Genomic DNA, 16293 nt, shown 5'->3' with positions numbered 1-16293 from the left:
TGCAATGAGTGCTATATATAGTTTTAAAAGCTGTAAATAATCGTATACGATTATTTACAACTAGCTGAAATACAGCGTTATTTCTTCTTTTGAACCATTTCTAGTTGGTCTACACTAACATTGGTAGTAAATATGCCATAATTGACTATAGCCTTCCCTTTTTCAAGTGAATCTATACTACCTACTGCTTTACCATCTAACATACGAACGCGGTCACCAATTTTAAAAACAGGTCTTGGTTTATTCTTTTCCTTGAAAATAGCTTTCTTCTTTTCAACCTTCTTCTTCTCACGAATAACCTTTACTTCCTTTTGGACTTCTTGAGCCACCTTTGCCTTTTTAGCTCGCTCAGCCTTAGCCTGATTTGCAGTTTTCTTCTTGCGCTTGCTATTTTCGGTTTCAACTATTCTCAATAGCTCGGAAACCAAAGGTCGTTTCTTGTTATCTTGAAAATATTTATCTGCGGCAACATTAACTTTATTGCCCAGTTGAATCATACGCTGGTCATGATCATAAAGTTCTTGGTAGTTCTCTAGTTTAGATTTTATTTTGGCATTTAGCTTTTCCAATCTTTCATTCTCTTCTCTAGCCTTATCTTCTTCCTCTTTTAACCTAGAGCCTGTTTGCGCCATTTTACTCCGTTCTTTTTGCAGTTTGGCAATAGTAGCATCAAATCTAACTTTGCCACGCTCTATTTTCTTTTTGGCTTTGTTAATGAGTGAATAGGGGATGCCGTTCTTTTGGGCAACCTCAAATGTAAACGAACTACCTGCTTGTCCTAAAATCAATTGAAAGGTTGGTTCTAGGGTTTTACCATCAAAAAGCATGTTTGCATTAGTTACATGCGGTAATTCGTTGGCCAGTGCTTTTAAATTGGCGTAATGAGTTGTAATTACGCCGTAGGAGCCCCTTTCGTAGAACACTTCCAAGAACGCCTCGGCAAGGGCGCCTCCTAATTCTGGATCACTTCCAGTACCAAATTCATCGATTAGGAATAAGGTGTTATTGTCGCAACGCTTTAAAAATTGGTTCATGTTCTTTAAGCGGTAACTGTATGTACTTAGGTGATTTTCAATACTTTGGTTGTCGCCAATATCCGTTAGAATTTTTTTGAAAAAGCAAACTTCACTTCTTTCATGAACGGGAATCAACATTCCGCTTTGAAGCATTACTTGAAGTAGACCAATAGTTTTTAATGTAATACTCTTACCGCCTGCATTAGGACCGGATATGACTATAATTCTATTTTCGTCATGCAGTTCAATTGTTTGCGGATATGTCTTTTCGCCTTTGCGCTTATTGTTTAAAAACAGTAGTGGGTGATATGCATCTCGTAAAAACAATCTATTGTTAGAATTGATTTTTGGCAAAAGAGCGTTAATATCTTCCGCGTGCTTAGCTTTTGCCGCAATTACATCTACTTGTGTTAAAAAATCCTGATAATTGCTTAAAAGCGCTCTAAATGGTCTTATTTGGTTCGTTAACTGCTTAAGTATGCGCTGAACTTCTTCCCTCTCTTCAAATTCTAAATTATTTAGTTCGCGGCTGTATTTTAATGAAGCTTCAGGTTCAATGTAGACGATACTCCCGGTTTTTGAAGTACCCATTACGGCACCCTTTACTTTTTTGCGGTACATTGCCTTAACCGCTAAAACTCGTCTGTTTTCCACTACAGACTCTCTGATTTCATCTAAATAATCTGATGATTGGTAGGTGTTTAATGCAGAGCCGAAGCTTTGGCTAATTTTTCCGCGAACGGCATTTATTTGCCTTCTTATGACAAATAACTCGTTAGATGCATTGTCCTTTACCTCACCAAAACGGTCGATTACGTTGTTAATTAAAACGGGAATTTCCGTGTTTTGCTCAAGTTTTAAAGCGAAATCATAAAATAGGGGATAGTACTCTTTAAATTTTTTAAAGAATTTCTGATGCTGAGCTACAGTAGTACAAATACTAGCTATTCTTTTGAATCCTTGTAACTCCAGCGTTGTATTTTCAATTTTCAGCAGTTTAAGGTCGGCATTAATGGCGTCGAACCCGTGATTGGGAATTCGGTTTTCACTAATAAGCGATGATAAATATTCTGCTGTTTTACCAAGCTCTACTTTTATAACTTCATCAGTAATAAACGGAGCGATTTCCAATGCCGCTTGTTTACCTAATTCCGTGTGGCAACGCGCAGAAACTTGTTGTAATACGGAAGGAAATTCTAAATCTTGTAATGTTTTCGAATGTATGTTTGCCACGTTCTATTTAAATGAGCTGCAAAGGTACGCATTGACAATGAAATTTTATAAAGTAGCAGGTAATGAGCGATTCTGGATTAGGTTCTAAATTATAATATGGGCTTTTAATATATTAATGCTTTCTTGAAATTGACTTTCCACTAGGTTAATGGTAAATTTGGTACGGAGTTAGAAAATGGATATTTCATGTATTTTGATTTAGATAGTAGCTGGGAGAAACAATTGTCACAAGAATTTGAAAAGCCCTATTTCAAAGATTTGATGAATTTTGTAAAGCGTGAATATGAAGAGCATACGTGTTATCCCCAGTATGCTGATGTATTTTCGGCGTTTAATCATTGCAAATTTGAAGATACCAAAGTGGTCATTATAGGTCAAGACCCTTATCATGGTCCTCAGCAGGCTAACGGATTATGTTTTTCAGTAAAAGACGATATAAAGCATCCACCATCGTTAGTCAACATTTTTAAAGAGATTGAGAGCGATTTAAATATTCCTTATCCTGAAAGCGGAAATCTAGAACGATGGGCTGAACAAGGTGTTTTGCTATTAAATGCAACGCTTACGGTAAGGGCTCATGAAGCTGGAAGCCATCAAAAACATGGTTGGGAAGTTTTTACTGATGCAGTTATTTCAAAGCTCTCAGAAAATAGCGAACATATTATTTTTATGTTATGGGGAGGCTTTGCTAAGAAAAAAGCAAAGCTCATAAATGCGGAAAAACATTTCTTATTGACATCTGGTCATCCTTCGCCTTTAAGTGCCAATCGTGGATATTGGTTTGGGAACCGACATTTTTCATCTTGCAATAAAATATTAACTGATTTAGGCAATAAAAGCATTGCGTGGTAAGTTAGATATTTATTAAATACTTTAAATTTAGTTTGTATTTTGGGGTACAATGCTAGATGATAACTTAAATAACAGCTCAAATGAATAATTTAGACAGGTTAAATACTATTTTATTGGTAGACGATGATGATGCAAGCAACTTCTTACATTCTATCTTTATCAATAAATTAGATATGGATGTGAATATCAATTCTGCGTTGAACGGTCAAGAAGCCATAGATTTCATTCTTGGTAAGGGGCAGGAACAATTAGAATTGCCATGTATGGTTATGCTAGACTTAAGAATGCCTGTTATGGATGGTTGGCAGTTTATTGATGCTTATCATGAACTAGTTCCTAAAAAACTAAAAGATCAAATTACTATTGTTCTGGTTACAATTAGTGATAATAAAGAAGATAAGGAACGTGCTACCGATGATAAGTATATTGCTGATTTTGCTCAGAAACCACTTTCTGATGAAACATTCAAAGCATTAATCCAAAAGCATTATAGCTTAGCTACCATCTAATTATTTTAATATTTGAGAGACGGGAATTATTTTTTCTATCAAATTTAATTCCTTTAACGTCTGTTGAACTTTTTTCAAAGTACCTTCCGTTAGTTGTTTTTGGCTCCATTCCGTAAGTTGCAACCATTCCTGTATATCCTCTAATTTTTGATGATATCTATTGGCTAAAGTAGCATCTATTCTAGGAATCTGTTTGAACTCAACGGTATACATGTTAATGATTTCAAGTATATGATTCAATATACCCTCGTTTTCTTTCAAAAATGAATTAGTACCTACCAAAACGAAACAAGGCCATGGTGTGGGGCAATTTCCTAAGTGTTTAAAAACACCACTATCTACCAATGGTTTAGTGGTAAAACGTTCCCACATAAAATAATCGGCACTACCAGAAGATAGACTTTGAACAGCGCCGTCTAAATTGTTCACCAATTCGAATTTCAACTTTTTTGTATCCCAACCCATCTCTGTGGCTTGAACGTAAGACATAAGGTGGCTTCCGCTGCCATAACGACTAATAGCAGCTGTAGTATCCTTTAAATCGGTTAGGGAGGTAAAGGAGCTTTTGGCATCTACGTGAATTCCCCAAAGGAGGGGAGAGGCAATGTATTCTTGAATAATTTTCACCTCATTACCTTCGGTTATGCTTTTTACAATCCCTTCGGTTAAGATAATTGCAAGGTCGGTATCCTTGTTTTTAAGCATTTCGCTCATTCTACCTGTACCTTCGGGTATTTCTGTCCATTCTAAATTAATTCCTCTTTCTTCAAATGCCCCTTCTTCAATAGCCAAGTGCCATGGAAGATTAAAATGTTCTGGAACACCTATAATTCTAACCGTTTTCATCTAGTTTGTTTTTAAGGTAATTGTAAATGGCATATTGAGAGCGTATACTTTCTTCATTGGGTAATTGCGCTACTTTTTTATTGGTATTTTCTAAGTCTAGTACACGAGCTTTTTGGTTATCACTGAGCTGCAAGCTTAGAATATGTTTTAATTCCTCAAAAATATCAGGATCTAGAATAGGAGTCAATACTTCAATTCTTCGGTCTAAGTTACGGGTCATCCAGTCTGCAGAACCAATATACATTAATTCGTCTCCTCCATTTTCAAAGAGGTAAATTCTACCATGCTCTAAATAACGATCTACGATACTGGTGATGAAAACATTATCCTTCATTCCGTCGCTAGGGTCATCATTGGCAGTTAGATAGCAACAGAACCCTCTGACTATAAGCCGAACATCTACACCTGCATTAACGGCTCTGTACAATGACCTTATCATATCAGAATCCTCAAGACTGTTCATTTTTGCAGTAATGGCCGCTTTTTTACCTTCTAGCGCAGCATTGATTTCGTTTTGTATAAGATTTAAAAATGTAATTCTGGTGGTAAATGGAGAAACCAATAAGCATTTTAGCTTTGGAACTATGATTTTTCGCTCCAAAACCTGAAAAACCTGTCCTAAATCTTTTGTTATTTTCTTATTGGCGGTAAATAGTCCGTGATCGCAATATATTTTGGAAGTTTTAGCATTGAAATTACCGGTCCCTATGTAGGCATATCGTTTTACTTTGTCATCTTCATTTCTATATACCATTGCTATTTTAGAATGCACTTTTACTTGAGGTATACTGAAAATAACTTTGGCGCCCTTTTCCTCAAAAATACGTCCCCATTTAATATTATTTGCTTCGTCAAACCTAGCTTGGGCTTCTACAAATAAAGTAACCTCTTTGTCATTATCCAATGCAGTTAAAATAGCATCTGCCAGTGATGAAGACTTGGCAATACGATAGATGGTCATTTTTATGGCAATAACATTTGGGTCTGTGGCAGCTGTAGTCAGAAACTCTTCTACTACTTTAAAGTCTTGATACGGAAAATGTACCAATTGGTCTTTAGTGGAGATGGTTTCAAAGATATTCTCGGTAAAAGATAATTCCGGATGTGGTAAAGCCGGTTTTACTTGGTATTGTAAGTGTTCAGTTCCTATTGGTAGAGGGAAAGAAAAGAAGTCAGATAAATTATGATATGTTCCGCCAGGCGATAAATCTACTGTTCCTAATTTAAAATCGGTCTTTAACGAATCTATCAACCAACTTGGCATAGATTCATCATACAGTAAACGCGTTGCTTGTCCGTATAAACGTTTATCAAGCGAATTGTAGATTTTTTCTACTAATTCAATATCAGAATAGTCATCTTCTAAGTATAGTTCAGCATCCCTAGAAAGTTTAATAGAATAGCAGCCAACAATTTCTTTTTGAGGTATTAATTTTTGAATATTCAATCTAATGGCATCATCCAAATAGCAAAATTGATGTCCTTCGCCGGGTAAACTTATAAATCTGTCTTGGTCTTGGGTTGGTATCTCAACAATACTGTATTCTTGATTTGGGTGAGCTACCGCTAAATAAAGGGCTCCATCGGTTAATTCTAAGTTTTCTTTATGAACCTCACAAAATTCTTTTATACGTTCGTCAAATAATGATTCTAAGAATCTTTTTTGTTCGTTTGTGAAGTTTGAGGTATTGCGAACATAAATATCATGGTCCTCTAATTTAGCTAGCGTATCTTTTATGACATTTCCAAACTCAACTTGTTGCTCATTTATCGTTTTTAATATGTGCTGTAAAGTGGTATTGGCCTTAAACATTAGTTTCTTTCGAAACTTTTTGTCTAAATGCTTTATTTGGCGTAGTTGAGAAACACGAACTTTAAAATACTCATCTAGATTAGAAGAGAATATGGCAAGAAATTTTAATCGTTCTAATAATGGCGTGTCGGTACTTTTTGCTTCAAGCAATACACGTTCATTAAAATAAAGCCAATTAATATCTCTATGCTTAAAGTTGTCTTTTTTCATGATATGGTTTGCGTAAAAATAAGAAGTACAATATCAAAATATTGTAAAAGTATGTTAAGCCAATCGGTTCAAGCAAAATTCTATTAGCCTATCAACCGATTCAGTAGGTGTAACTGAAAATTCTCCTGTTGATCTATTGGCTAAAATACAATTCATAGAAACCGCCTCATGACCTAAGAGTTGAGCCAAAGCATAAATACCTGAAGTTTCCATTTCTAGGTTGGTTAATTGAAGCTCTTTGAATTTAAACGTTGATAATTTCTCCATCAATTCCATTTGGCTAGGCTTAATTCTTAATTGACGCTGTTGTGGTCCGTAAAACCCTGTATTTGTTGCTGTAAAACCTAATCGTATACGATTATCATTAAACAGTTCTCCAAGTTTTTTAGAGTAGGAGAGTACATATGGTCTTGCTTTATAAGTATCCCAAGAGGTATGTGCTATAAATTCATCTTCTATTTCTGGATAGTTGATTTTATCATGCTCATAGAAGTGCAGTAAACCATCAAACCCAATTGAATATTTACTGATCAAAAAAGAATCAATTGGAATATCTGGTTGTATGGCTCCTGTAGTACCAATTCTAATGATATCTAAAGAAGTGTGTTTCTCTTTAAGTGTTCTTGTCTTAAAATCAATGTTTACAAGAGCGTCTAACTCGTTTAAAACGATATCGATATTGTCCGTGCCAATCCCTGTAGAAATTACCGATATACGTTTACCATTTAAATGACCGGTATGTGTATGGAACTCGCGTTTACCTTTCTTTACTTCGATAGTATCAAAATGTTGAGATACCTGATGAACCCTATCTGGGTCACCTACGGTAATAATGGTGTTCGCAATATCTTCTGGTAATAAGTTGAGATGGTAGATGCTACCATCTTCATTGATGATAAGCTCAGCAGGCTTTAATTGCATGCTATAATTTTAAGATTCGGTTCGTACTAGTGTTATACAGGAAATTGTACTTTAAAGCACCTCCTAAATACACATCATTGTCTTGAATACAAGAGTAATAACTTGTTTGACCATCTAAAATCTCTTTTCCTTTTTTAGAAAGACGAACAGGGTTTAGGCTAGTGATCAAAGGTTTTAACCTACTTAAGGCACGATCATATTGAGTGTTGGAAAAACCGAGGTTGCCCTGGTTTTTTAACAAAACATCCATATACTCGGTTTTTGACTTCGGTTTTCTGTCAATTGCAAGTTGCAAAATGGTATTCTCCATTTCATTTAAACCGTTGTTGATGCTAGGAAAACGTTTTAAATGAGTTTTAACGGCATCACCTAGGTAATCAAATTGATAGTTTTCAAAGTCCGTCAAGTTTTCTAAACGAATAGGATTGTTACTACAATATAATTGCCATACATAATCTGCGTACTCCGTATCATCTTGTGACAACACCTTCTTATTGTTATATAGCCCCAATAATTGTTCGTCAGAAAGTTCGTTAAGACTATATAATTTATCGGAATTGTCTTCTTTGCCGCTACAGACCAATGATATTTGGGCGTATTTTCTGTGCGTTAACAACCAGCTGATAACCGCTAGCATATTTACTTGACAAAAAAGATCATACTCGAACCAAAGCACGATATGATCTTGTTGTTTGTGGCTACATAAAGACCTGTATTCTTTTAAGGTCTTTTCTATAAACCAAGATTTTGAAACTTTATAATTTTTATTCAGAAACTCGAATCGAGCTTTCCAAAAAGATTCTGTACCCACATTAGGTAAGGTTTGTCCTTCGCATAGCATTTCACGCCATGTGATGACATCGCCATCTAAGTTTAATTTTTGGAGACGTTCGGTGAAAACATCGCCGTTGGTTATGTGCAAGAGAGAACTCATACCAGGTTTGATTTAGTTTGATTAGATTAAAAATAATACTAATAACAACGTTAAAAAATTATTTAACAGAAAACAAATGGAGCTTTCAAGGTAGTGCTTTTCACTTAATTAACCGCCTACTCGCTTCACAGAAAAGCCTTTATCTTTCAGTATTGCCATGATTTTATCCCTATAATCGCCCTGAATAATAATTTTATTATCCTTGAAACTGCCTCCTACACTAAGTTTGGTCTTCAATTCTTTAGCTAGTTTCTTAAAATCTTCATCGGCGCCGTTGTATCCCTCTAGAATAGTTATCGGTTTGCCTTTACGTTTTTCATACTTGCATATAATAGGGTCATCTTGAAGCCAAATAGGATTATCCGTTGATTTTTCAACGGGAGTTTCCTCAGCCTCATGATCGGGAAATAAGTTCTTTAATTGGTCTTTAAGATCCATATGAATTACTTTTTAATTAACCCAAGGTCTATTAGTCTTTCATGCAAAAATTCACCAGCTGTAATATCTTCGTACAGTTTCGGGTGGTCTTCGTCAATGCAGTTCTCCAGGCAATTTAAAGGCATCTCACTAACAGGGTGCATAAAAAATGGAACTGAATATCTAGATGTGCCCCATAATTCTCTTGGCGGATTAACTACTTGATGAATGGTAGACAATAGTTTGTTGTTCGTAAGACGAGAAAGCATGTCACCAACGTTAATCATCAATTGATCTGGTCTTGCAATGGCATCAACCCACTCGCCATCGTGGTTTTGTACTTGAAGTCCCTTACCATGGGCACCCATTAACAGTGTAATAAGGTTAATATCTCCATGAGCTGCTGCTCTTACTGCGTTTTTAGGTTCAGATGTAATTGGTGGATAATGTATAGGACGCAAGATTGAATTTCCATTTTTAATGAAATCATCAAAATAAAATTCATCTAAATTTAAATGCAAAGCCAAAGCCCTTAACACGTATCTGGCAGTTTTCTCTAACATTTTATAGGTTTCTTTACCTACTTCATTAAATTTTGGAAGTTCTTCTACTATGACATTTGCAGGATATTCCTTTTCTAGTTCGTCATTATCTTCTACATATTGTCCAAAATGCCAGAACTCCTTTAAATCGCCTTCTTTTCTACCCTTGGCGTGCTCCTTGCCAAATGAAGTATAACCGCGTTGCCCACCAATACCTTCTATTTGGTATCCATCCTTTACATCACTAGGTAAATCAAAAAATTCCTTAATTTCTGAATATAAGGTATCTACAAATTCCTCGGATAAAAAATGTCCGCTTAATGCTACGAATCCTATATCTTCAAATGCTTTTCCAATTTCATCAATAAACTTTTGTTTTCTTTTTGGGTCTTCCGAAAGAAAATCCGACAAATCAACACTAGGTACTAAGCTCATATTTTAAAAGATTTTACGTAAAATTAATAATTATTGTCCATTTATAAGCGTTGTTATAATCGATACTTGCTATATGCATTTTTGTTACATTTATATTTTAATAGCCTAAACTGACCTGATTAATGAATTACACCGATTTTAAAGTAGCTCAAGATGTTAAGTTAACACTTTATAAATCAATGCTTAAGCCTCGTATGATTGAGGAGAAAATGTTGATTTTACTACGTCAAGGCAAGGTTTCTAAATGGTTTAGTGGCATTGGTCAAGAAGCAATTTCCATTGGTGTTACTTCTGCCTTAAGTAGTGAGGAATACATACTTCCCATGCATAGAAACCTCGGAGTTTTTACTACAAGAGAGATTCCGTTGTATAGATTATTCGCGCAATGGCAGGGAAAGGCAAGCGGATTCACCCAAGGAAGAGATCGTAGTTTTCATTTTGGTACCCAAGATTTTAAGATTGTAGGAATGATATCACATTTAGGTCCGCAATTAGGTGTAGCAGATGGTATAGCTCTTGCACATAAATTAAAAAAGGAAAAGAAGGTTACCGCTGTATTTACTGGAGAAGGAGGAACTAGCGAAGGAGATTTTCATGAAGCGTTGAATGTGGCCTCTGTGTGGGATTTACCAGTGCTTTTCTGTGTGGAAAATAATGGCTACGGGTTATCAACACCCACAAATGAGCAATTTAGGTGTGAAAATATTGCGGATAAGGGAGCGGGCTATGGCATGGAATCCCATATCATTGACGGTAACAATATTTTGGAAGTCTTTTTTAAAGTATCGCATCTGGTCAGGGATATGAGAATAAACCCAAGACCGGTGTTATTAGAATTTAAGACTTTTCGCATGCGTGGGCATGAAGAAGCTAGCGGAACAAAATACGTGCCTCAGGAACTTTTAGATACTTGGGCAGAGAAAGATCCCTTGGAGAATTATACACAATATCTAATTGGTGAGAAGTTGTTGACTGAAGAAAGTATTGCCAATTACAAGGCAGATATTCAAGCTGAAATAGATGAACATCTAAGAATAGCCTTTAGTGAAGATACGATTACACCTAATGAAAGTAAAGAATTAAGTGAGGTATATCAAAAATTTGATTTAAAAGAAATTAGACCAAGCAGATTTGTAACTAATATTCGTCTAGTAGATGCTATTTCTGAAGGATTGCGACAGTCTATGAAGAAATTTGACAATCTTGTCATCATGGGGCAAGACGTTGCAGAATATGGTGGGGTATTTAAAATAACGGACGGTTTTGTAAATGACTTTGGCAAAGAGCGCGTACGTAATACACCTATCTGTGAGTCGGCAATTGTATCGGCAGCTATGGGATTATCCATTAACGGAATGAAGGCGGTCGTGGAGATGCAATTTGCAGATTTTGCAAGTAGCGGATTTAACCCTATAGTTAATTATTTAGCGAAGAGTTATTACCGTTGGGGCGAAAAAGCGGATGTTGTTATTAGAATGCCTTGTGGCGGTGGTGTTGCTGCCGGGCCATTTCATTCACAAACAAATGAAGCGTGGTTTACTAAAACTCCCGGTCTAAAAGTAGTATATCCTGCATTTCCTTATGATGCAAAAGGTTTGTTGACAACTGCCATAGAAGACCCTAATCCAGTTCTGTTTTTTGAACATAAGGGATTATATAGAAGTCTTTATCAGGAAGTCCCTGTGGATTACTATACATTACCATTAGGTAAGGCAAGTCTTTTAAAACAAGGCGATCAGATTAGCATTGTAACCTATGGTGCTGGTGTGCATTGGGCTTTAGAAGCGTTGGAGAATAATCCAGAAATACGAGCAGACCTTTTAGATTTAAGAACCTTACAGCCTTTGGATACCAAAGCTATTTATGATTCTGTGGTAAGAACAGGAAAATTGATTATTCTTCAAGAAGATAGCTTGTTTGGTGGTATTGCCAGTGATATTTCTGCTATGGTAATGGAAAATTGCTTTGAGTATTTAGATGGACCAATAAAAAGAGTGGGTAGTCTAGAAACTCCTATTCCTTTCAATGCTAACTTAGAGCAGCAATATCTTGCAAAATCAAGATTTGAATCTGATTTAAAAGAACTAATCGCGTATTAGTTAAACTGCATTGGGCTAACCCGTAATACATACTAAAAGAGCAAATGTTAAAATTTCTACGGTTGCCGACTGGGTTGGCAAGCCGTAAGGCTTTATAAAAGCGCCTCTCGAGTAAACCCGTTAACAAATTTGTTAAAAGAGGTAATAGGTAATCATGTTTAGCAACATCTTTGCATTGTCATTTGGTCGAATAAATGGATTTTTTTCATCCAACAAATGACAATTAACGTATATAAATCAAACCTAAATATTTACTTATGAAAAAAATGATTTGGCTATTTAGTATTATGCTTTTAGCATCTTCATGTTCAGTGTCTAAAGATGCTAGAGCAAAGCGCAATCTATTAAGCGGCACATGGGCATTGAACAATGTTTCTTTTGAAGGGAATACTGGAAATGTAAAAGCGGTATTATTCAATGATGTGGAGGATATATGCCTAGAAGGCAGTGAGTGGTTCTTTCGAGATAACAATAGTACGGGTCGTTATACAATTGCCCCATCAACATTTTGTACCGGTGGAGATCGTTACATTAGATGGTCTGTTGTAGAGCGTGAAGAGAACTACACTAGCCAGTTACAGTTTAAATTTATCAACGAAAAAAATCAGGATATTTCTGGAGGTGCTGGTTACCGTTTAAACATTGAAAATCTTACAGAGTCGGCTATGACCTTAAAATCTAATGTCATGGTAGAAGGTGCTCCGGTAAATGTCGTTTACGAATTCAGTAAAAAATAAAATCTACTAAAAAATTTAATATAAGCATATGAAAACAATGATATTACGTAGAACTAGTTACGTTCTTGCTCTTGCCTTGGTAATGAGCTGTAGCACTATAAAAAATGCAAATAAAACACAAAAAGGAGCCGCAATAGGTGCTACTGGTGGGGCTGTTATCGGTGGTGTTTTAGGAAACAATGTTGGTAGTGGTAACAATACAGCTTTAGGTGCAATTTTAGGAGCAGCTATTGGTGGTGCCGCTGGTGGTTATATTGGTAATAGAATGGACCGTCAAGCAGAACGTATTGAAGAAGAAATTCCTGGTGCAGAAGTAAAACGTGTGGGTGAAGGTATTAACGTTACCTTTAATGAAGATGCCGGTGTGTATTTTGATACCAACAAAAGTAATGTGCAAGGTACATCTGCAGTAACTTTAGATAAATTGGTTAGTATATTTAAGGAATATCCTCAATCTAATATTTTAGTTGAAGGCCATACCGATAGTGCCGGTGCAGATGAGTATAATTTAAACTTGTCTAAGCAAAGAGCAGAATCTGTAACTAACTATTTAATCAGTCAAGGTATAGATGCTAGTCGTTTTGATACTAAATGGTATGGTGAAACACAACCAGTAGGTGATAATACTACTACAGCCGGTAAAGCAAAGAACAGACGTGTTGAGTTGGCTATTGTTGCTAGTGAGTCTTTAAAACAAGAAGCACAAACACAAACCAACTAATAGCTATAAATTTTAGTATTGAGTTAAAATTAAAGCCCTGCATTTGCAGGGCTTTTTTGTTTTTGGTGTAACTTCCATGCAGTGAAAGAGCATGGCATACTAATTATTGGAGGTGGATTGGCAGGGTTGACTGCTGCTATTCATTTGGCTTTGGAAGGATTGGATGTCGCTGTGATTGAAATGCAACAATATCCACATCATAAGGTTTGCGGTGAATATGTATCTAAAGAAATTGACCCGTATTTAAAACGATTAGGTGTAGATCTAAAGGCTAAAGGGGCTAAAGATATTTCACAGTTTCAAATAAGTACTGTAGACGGATATATCGCTGAGACGGATTTACCCTTGGGCGGATTTGGTATAAGTAGATATGCGCTTGATCAGTTGTTGTACATAAGAGGACAGGAACTTGGCGTACAGTTTTATTTTGAAAAAGTGATTGAAACAGTTTTCAAAGAAGACGTTTTTACAATCAAAACTAAGTCCGGATGCTATTCTTCTAAAATAGCCATTGGTGCCTATGGTAAACGTTCTGTTATTGATAAAACTTTAAATAGAGACTTCAGTAAGAAAAAGCAATCTTGGTTAGCGGTTAAGGCACATTATGAACTTGAAGATTTTCAGGAAGATGTAGTGGCTTTACACAATTTTAATGGTGGTTATGGCGGACTCTCAAAAACGGAATCCGGAGCGGTCAATTTTTGTTATCTAGTTAATTATGGAAGTTTTAAAGAATACAAGGATATTCATAGTTTCAATACTGCTGTGGTTGCTCAGAACCCATATTTACAAGAGTTTCTATCAAATGCAGTTCCTGTTTTTGAGAATCCTATGACCATTGCTCAAATAGCCTTTGACGAAAAAGATAATGTGGTCGATCACATGCTAATGTGTGGCGATACTGCTGGGCTTATACATCCACTTTGTGGTAATGGTATGGCCATGGCTATTCATAGTGCAAAAATAGCCTCAGAGTTGATTTTAAAATATGTTAACGAATCTGGTTATAATCGCAATGATTTGGAAATGGATTATAAAAAGGCTTGGTCAAAAGCTTTTGGTAAGCGTTTGTGGTTCGGTAGAAAATTACAGGTCATTTTAATGAATAAAAGATTAGTTTCCATGGGAATTAAATCCGTTGGAAAGTCGAAATCATTATTGAAGTTTATTATTTCTAAAACCCATGGAGAACTAATATCATAATGGAGGATTTTACAGTAAGAAGTAGTGAAGTTGAGATTATGGATACTTTTTCAGGTACCATTGATGAGTTGGAAACGATACTACAAGACATTAATAGGGTGAATAGCTTACTTGGGGGCTATGGTATTACCTTAGATGCTGTTTTTGAGTTACTTGAAAAAGAAAACAAAGAATCGTATACGATTTTAGATATGGGTTGTGCGGAAGGAACTATGCTTAGAAAGCTAGCTGAACAAGCAAGAAAGCGGAATGTAACCCTTAAATTGATTGGTGTAGATTTTAATGAACAGGGCTTACAATTAGCAAAGCAATATTCGGCTGATTACCCTGAAATTAGTTACTTGAATACAGACATCTTAAGTACTGATTTTTCTGGATGGGATGTTGATGTAGTAATGACGACTTTGACCTTACATCATTTTTCGGATGAAGGCGTAATTAAGTTTGTGAATCGGTTTGTGGATATCGCAAAATTAGGGGTGGTCATAAATGATTTGGAACGTAGTCCCGTTGCCTATTATTTATTTAAAGCATTCAGTTTCTTTTTCATTAAAACGAAGATTGCAAAGAAAGACGGACTGTTATCCATCCGTAGGGCATTTAAAAAAAAGGAATTACAGCATTTTGCTACCCAGGTTACCAATGCATCTCATATCATTAAATGGAAATGGGCTTTTAGATATGTATGGATTTTAAAAAAGAAATAGGTAGATTGAAGATTAAGAATAATTATGAATCATACAAGAATTGTTAGTGTTACCAAAGAACTGCCACCGTATTCTAGAGATACCAAGGATATTATACCGCTTGTAGAATTCTGGCTAAGCGGACAAGAGGATCGTTTTTCTAGAAAAGTCGTAAAGATTTTTGAGGGTGCTGCTGTAGATAAGCGCTATTCTATTATGCCACCTGAAGACGTATTCATAACGACTTCTTTTGAAGATAAAAACAAAATTTACAGTAAGGAAGCTAAGCGCATGGGTGCTAATGTACTCAGAAACGCATTAAAGAAAAGTGATTGGGATGCTTCTTCCATTGATTATATAATTACGGTAAGTTGTACGGGTATTATGATTCCGTCCTTAGATGCCTATTTAATAAACGAATTGGGAATGCGGCAAGATGTGGTAAGGCTTCCTGTAACAGAGATGGGTTGCGCAGCTGGAGTATCAGGACTTATTTATGCCCATAACTTCTTAAAATCGAACCCTGGTAAGCGTATCGCATTGGTTTCTGTTGAGAGTCCCACAGCAACATTTCAGTTACAAGATTATTCAATGGCAAATATGGTGAGCGCCGCTATTTTCGGTGATGGTGCAGCTTGCGTGTTGTTGTCATCAGAACAAGATGCTGTAGGTCCCAAGATAATAGGAGAAGAAATGTATCATTTTAAGGATGCTACACAAATGATGGGGTTTGATTTAACTAATCATGGATTAAAGATGATTCTTGATCCGGCGGTACCAGAAACCATTTCTAATCATTTTGCCGATATCGTACATCCGTTTTTAGAAAAGTATGGAAGTGATATTAAAAAAGTGGACCATTTAATTTTTCATCCCGGAGGAAAGAAAATAGTACAAACGGTAGAATCGCTATTTGGTGCTCTAGGTAAAAATATTAATGATACCCGTGAGGTATTACGTCTTTATGGTAATATGAGCAGTGCTACTGTTTTATACGTCTTAGAGCGTTTTTTAGAAAAAGACATAGTAGCAGGTGAGCAGGGATTGATATTGAGTTTTGGTCCCGGTTTCTCGGCACAACGGGTATTGATAGAATGGTAGTATAATCAAAGAACAATT

15 protein-coding genes are annotated in these 16293 nt (G+C 35.9%); 8 read left to right on the top strand and 7 right to left on the bottom strand.

All coding sequences use genetic code 11. From position 1 onward, the window contains the following. Positions 1-77: 77 nt before the first annotated feature. Complete coding sequence (locus UH1x_RS19945) at positions 78-2249, bottom strand: endonuclease MutS2 (protein WP_482623887.1); 2172 nt, start codon at positions 2247-2249, stop codon at positions 78-80. A gap of 186 nt (positions 2250-2435) precedes the next feature. On the opposite strand from UH1x_RS19945, the gene UH1x_RS19940 reads away from it, so the two are divergent. Both UH1x_RS19940 and UH1x_RS19935 read left to right on the top strand, forming a co-directional pair. After that, the gene (locus UH1x_RS19940; RefSeq protein ID WP_482623885.1) at positions 2436-3101 is read left to right on the top strand and encodes a uracil-DNA glycosylase; all 666 of its coding nucleotides are present in this window, start codon (positions 2436-2438) and stop codon (positions 3099-3101) included. Between the two features lie 80 nt (positions 3102-3181). Continuing rightward, positions 3182-3610 (top strand): response regulator, encoded by a 429-nt coding sequence (locus UH1x_RS19935; protein ID WP_482623883.1) that lies wholly within the window; start codon positions 3182-3184, stop codon positions 3608-3610. Here the strand turns inward: UH1x_RS19935 and UH1x_RS19930 are convergent, their stop codons facing one another. The 6 genes from UH1x_RS19930 to UH1x_RS19905 form a co-directional block, all read right to left on the bottom strand. Further along, a complete protein-coding gene (locus UH1x_RS19930) occupies positions 3611-4456 on the bottom strand; it encodes a substrate-binding domain-containing protein (protein ID WP_482623881.1) in 846 nt (281 codons plus the stop codon). Further along, positions 4443-6479, bottom strand: a complete 2037-nt coding sequence (gene ppk1, locus UH1x_RS19925) for a polyphosphate kinase 1 (RefSeq protein ID WP_482623880.1) — start codon at positions 6477-6479, stop codon at positions 4443-4445. The genes UH1x_RS19930 and ppk1 overlap by 14 nt, the downstream gene beginning before the upstream one ends. A 54-nt stretch (positions 6480-6533) precedes the next feature. Beyond that, positions 6534-7400 (bottom strand): nucleoside phosphorylase, encoded by an 867-nt coding sequence (locus UH1x_RS19920; RefSeq protein WP_482623878.1) that lies wholly within the window; start codon positions 7398-7400, stop codon positions 6534-6536. A gap of 1 nt (position 7401) precedes the next feature. Next, on the bottom strand, positions 7402-8334 hold the full coding sequence (locus tag UH1x_RS19915; protein WP_482623876.1) for a DUF1835 domain-containing protein: 933 nt from the start codon (positions 8332-8334) through the stop codon (positions 7402-7404). A 108-nt stretch (positions 8335-8442) separates the two neighbouring features. Continuing rightward, positions 8443-8772 carry a translation initiation factor gene (locus tag UH1x_RS19910; protein ID WP_036154753.1) on the bottom strand — a complete coding sequence of 110 codons (330 nt, stop codon included), beginning with the start codon at positions 8770-8772 and terminating at the stop codon, positions 8443-8445. Between the two features lie 5 nt (positions 8773-8777). Then, a complete protein-coding gene (locus UH1x_RS19905) occupies positions 8778-9728 on the bottom strand; it encodes an isopenicillin N synthase family dioxygenase (RefSeq protein ID WP_482623874.1) in 951 nt (316 codons plus the stop codon). Between the two features lie 122 nt (positions 9729-9850). On the opposite strand from UH1x_RS19905, the gene UH1x_RS19900 reads away from it, so the two are divergent. From UH1x_RS19900 to UH1x_RS19875, 6 genes are all read left to right on the top strand, one after another. After that, entirely contained in the window at positions 9851-11827 is a 1977-nt protein-coding gene (locus UH1x_RS19900; protein WP_482623872.1) for an alpha-ketoacid dehydrogenase subunit alpha/beta, read from the top strand. A gap of 257 nt (positions 11828-12084) precedes the next feature. After that, entirely contained in the window at positions 12085-12564 is a 480-nt protein-coding gene (locus UH1x_RS19895) for a lipocalin family protein (RefSeq protein WP_482623870.1), read from the top strand. A 28-nt stretch (positions 12565-12592) separates the two neighbouring features. Next, positions 12593-13285 (top strand): YiaD family glycine zipper/OmpA-like lipoprotein, encoded by a 693-nt coding sequence (locus UH1x_RS19890; RefSeq protein ID WP_405414472.1) that lies wholly within the window; start codon positions 12593-12595, stop codon positions 13283-13285. Positions 13286-13366: 81 nt separating this feature from the next. Further along, complete coding sequence (locus UH1x_RS19885; RefSeq protein WP_482623868.1) at positions 13367-14488, top strand: NAD(P)/FAD-dependent oxidoreductase; 1122 nt, start codon at positions 13367-13369, stop codon at positions 14486-14488. Then, positions 14488-15195 carry a methyltransferase domain-containing protein gene (locus UH1x_RS19880; RefSeq protein WP_482623866.1) on the top strand — a complete coding sequence of 236 codons (708 nt, stop codon included), beginning with the start codon at positions 14488-14490 and terminating at the stop codon, positions 15193-15195. The genes UH1x_RS19885 and UH1x_RS19880 overlap by 1 nt, the downstream gene beginning before the upstream one ends. A 24-nt stretch (positions 15196-15219) precedes the next feature. After that, positions 15220-16275: a type III polyketide synthase gene (locus UH1x_RS19875; RefSeq protein ID WP_482623865.1), complete on the top strand. Its 1056-nt coding sequence runs from the start codon at positions 15220-15222 to the stop codon at positions 16273-16275. Positions 16276-16293 lie beyond the last annotated feature (18 nt).

The organism is Maribacter sp. UH1 (assembly GCF_056839145.1).
Note: the sequence above shows the minus strand (reverse complement) of the source record. Positions and strands in the feature narration are given on the sequence as shown.

Coding starts and splice junctions, on each gene's coding strand:
- UH1x_RS19940 (WP_482623885.1), top strand. CDS start 2,436: ATGTATTTTGATTTAGATAGTAGCTGGGAGAAACAATTGTCACAAGAA.
- UH1x_RS19935 (WP_482623883.1), top strand. CDS start 3,182: ATGAATAATTTAGACAGGTTAAATACTATTTTATTGGTAGACGATGAT.
- UH1x_RS19930 (WP_482623881.1), bottom strand. CDS start 4,456: ATGAAAACGGTTAGAATTATAGGTGTTCCAGAACATTTTAATCTTCCA.
- ppk1 (WP_482623880.1), bottom strand. CDS start 6,479: ATGAAAAAAGACAACTTTAAGCATAGAGATATTAATTGGCTTTATTTT.
- UH1x_RS19920 (WP_482623878.1), bottom strand. CDS start 7,400: ATGCAATTAAAGCCTGCTGAGCTTATCATCAATGAAGATGGTAGCATC.
- UH1x_RS19915 (WP_482623876.1), bottom strand. CDS start 8,334: ATGAGTTCTCTCTTGCACATAACCAACGGCGATGTTTTCACCGAACGT.
- UH1x_RS19910 (WP_036154753.1), bottom strand. CDS start 8,772: ATGGATCTTAAAGACCAATTAAAGAACTTATTTCCCGATCATGAGGCT.
- UH1x_RS19905 (WP_482623874.1), bottom strand. CDS start 9,728: ATGAGCTTAGTACCTAGTGTTGATTTGTCGGATTTTCTTTCGGAAGAC.
- UH1x_RS19900 (WP_482623872.1), top strand. CDS start 9,851: ATGAATTACACCGATTTTAAAGTAGCTCAAGATGTTAAGTTAACACTT.
- UH1x_RS19895 (WP_482623870.1), top strand. CDS start 12,085: ATGAAAAAAATGATTTGGCTATTTAGTATTATGCTTTTAGCATCTTCA.
- UH1x_RS19890 (WP_405414472.1), top strand. CDS start 12,593: ATGAAAACAATGATATTACGTAGAACTAGTTACGTTCTTGCTCTTGCC.
- UH1x_RS19880 (WP_482623866.1), top strand. CDS start 14,488: ATGGAGGATTTTACAGTAAGAAGTAGTGAAGTTGAGATTATGGATACT.
- UH1x_RS19875 (WP_482623865.1), top strand. CDS start 15,220: ATGAATCATACAAGAATTGTTAGTGTTACCAAAGAACTGCCACCGTAT.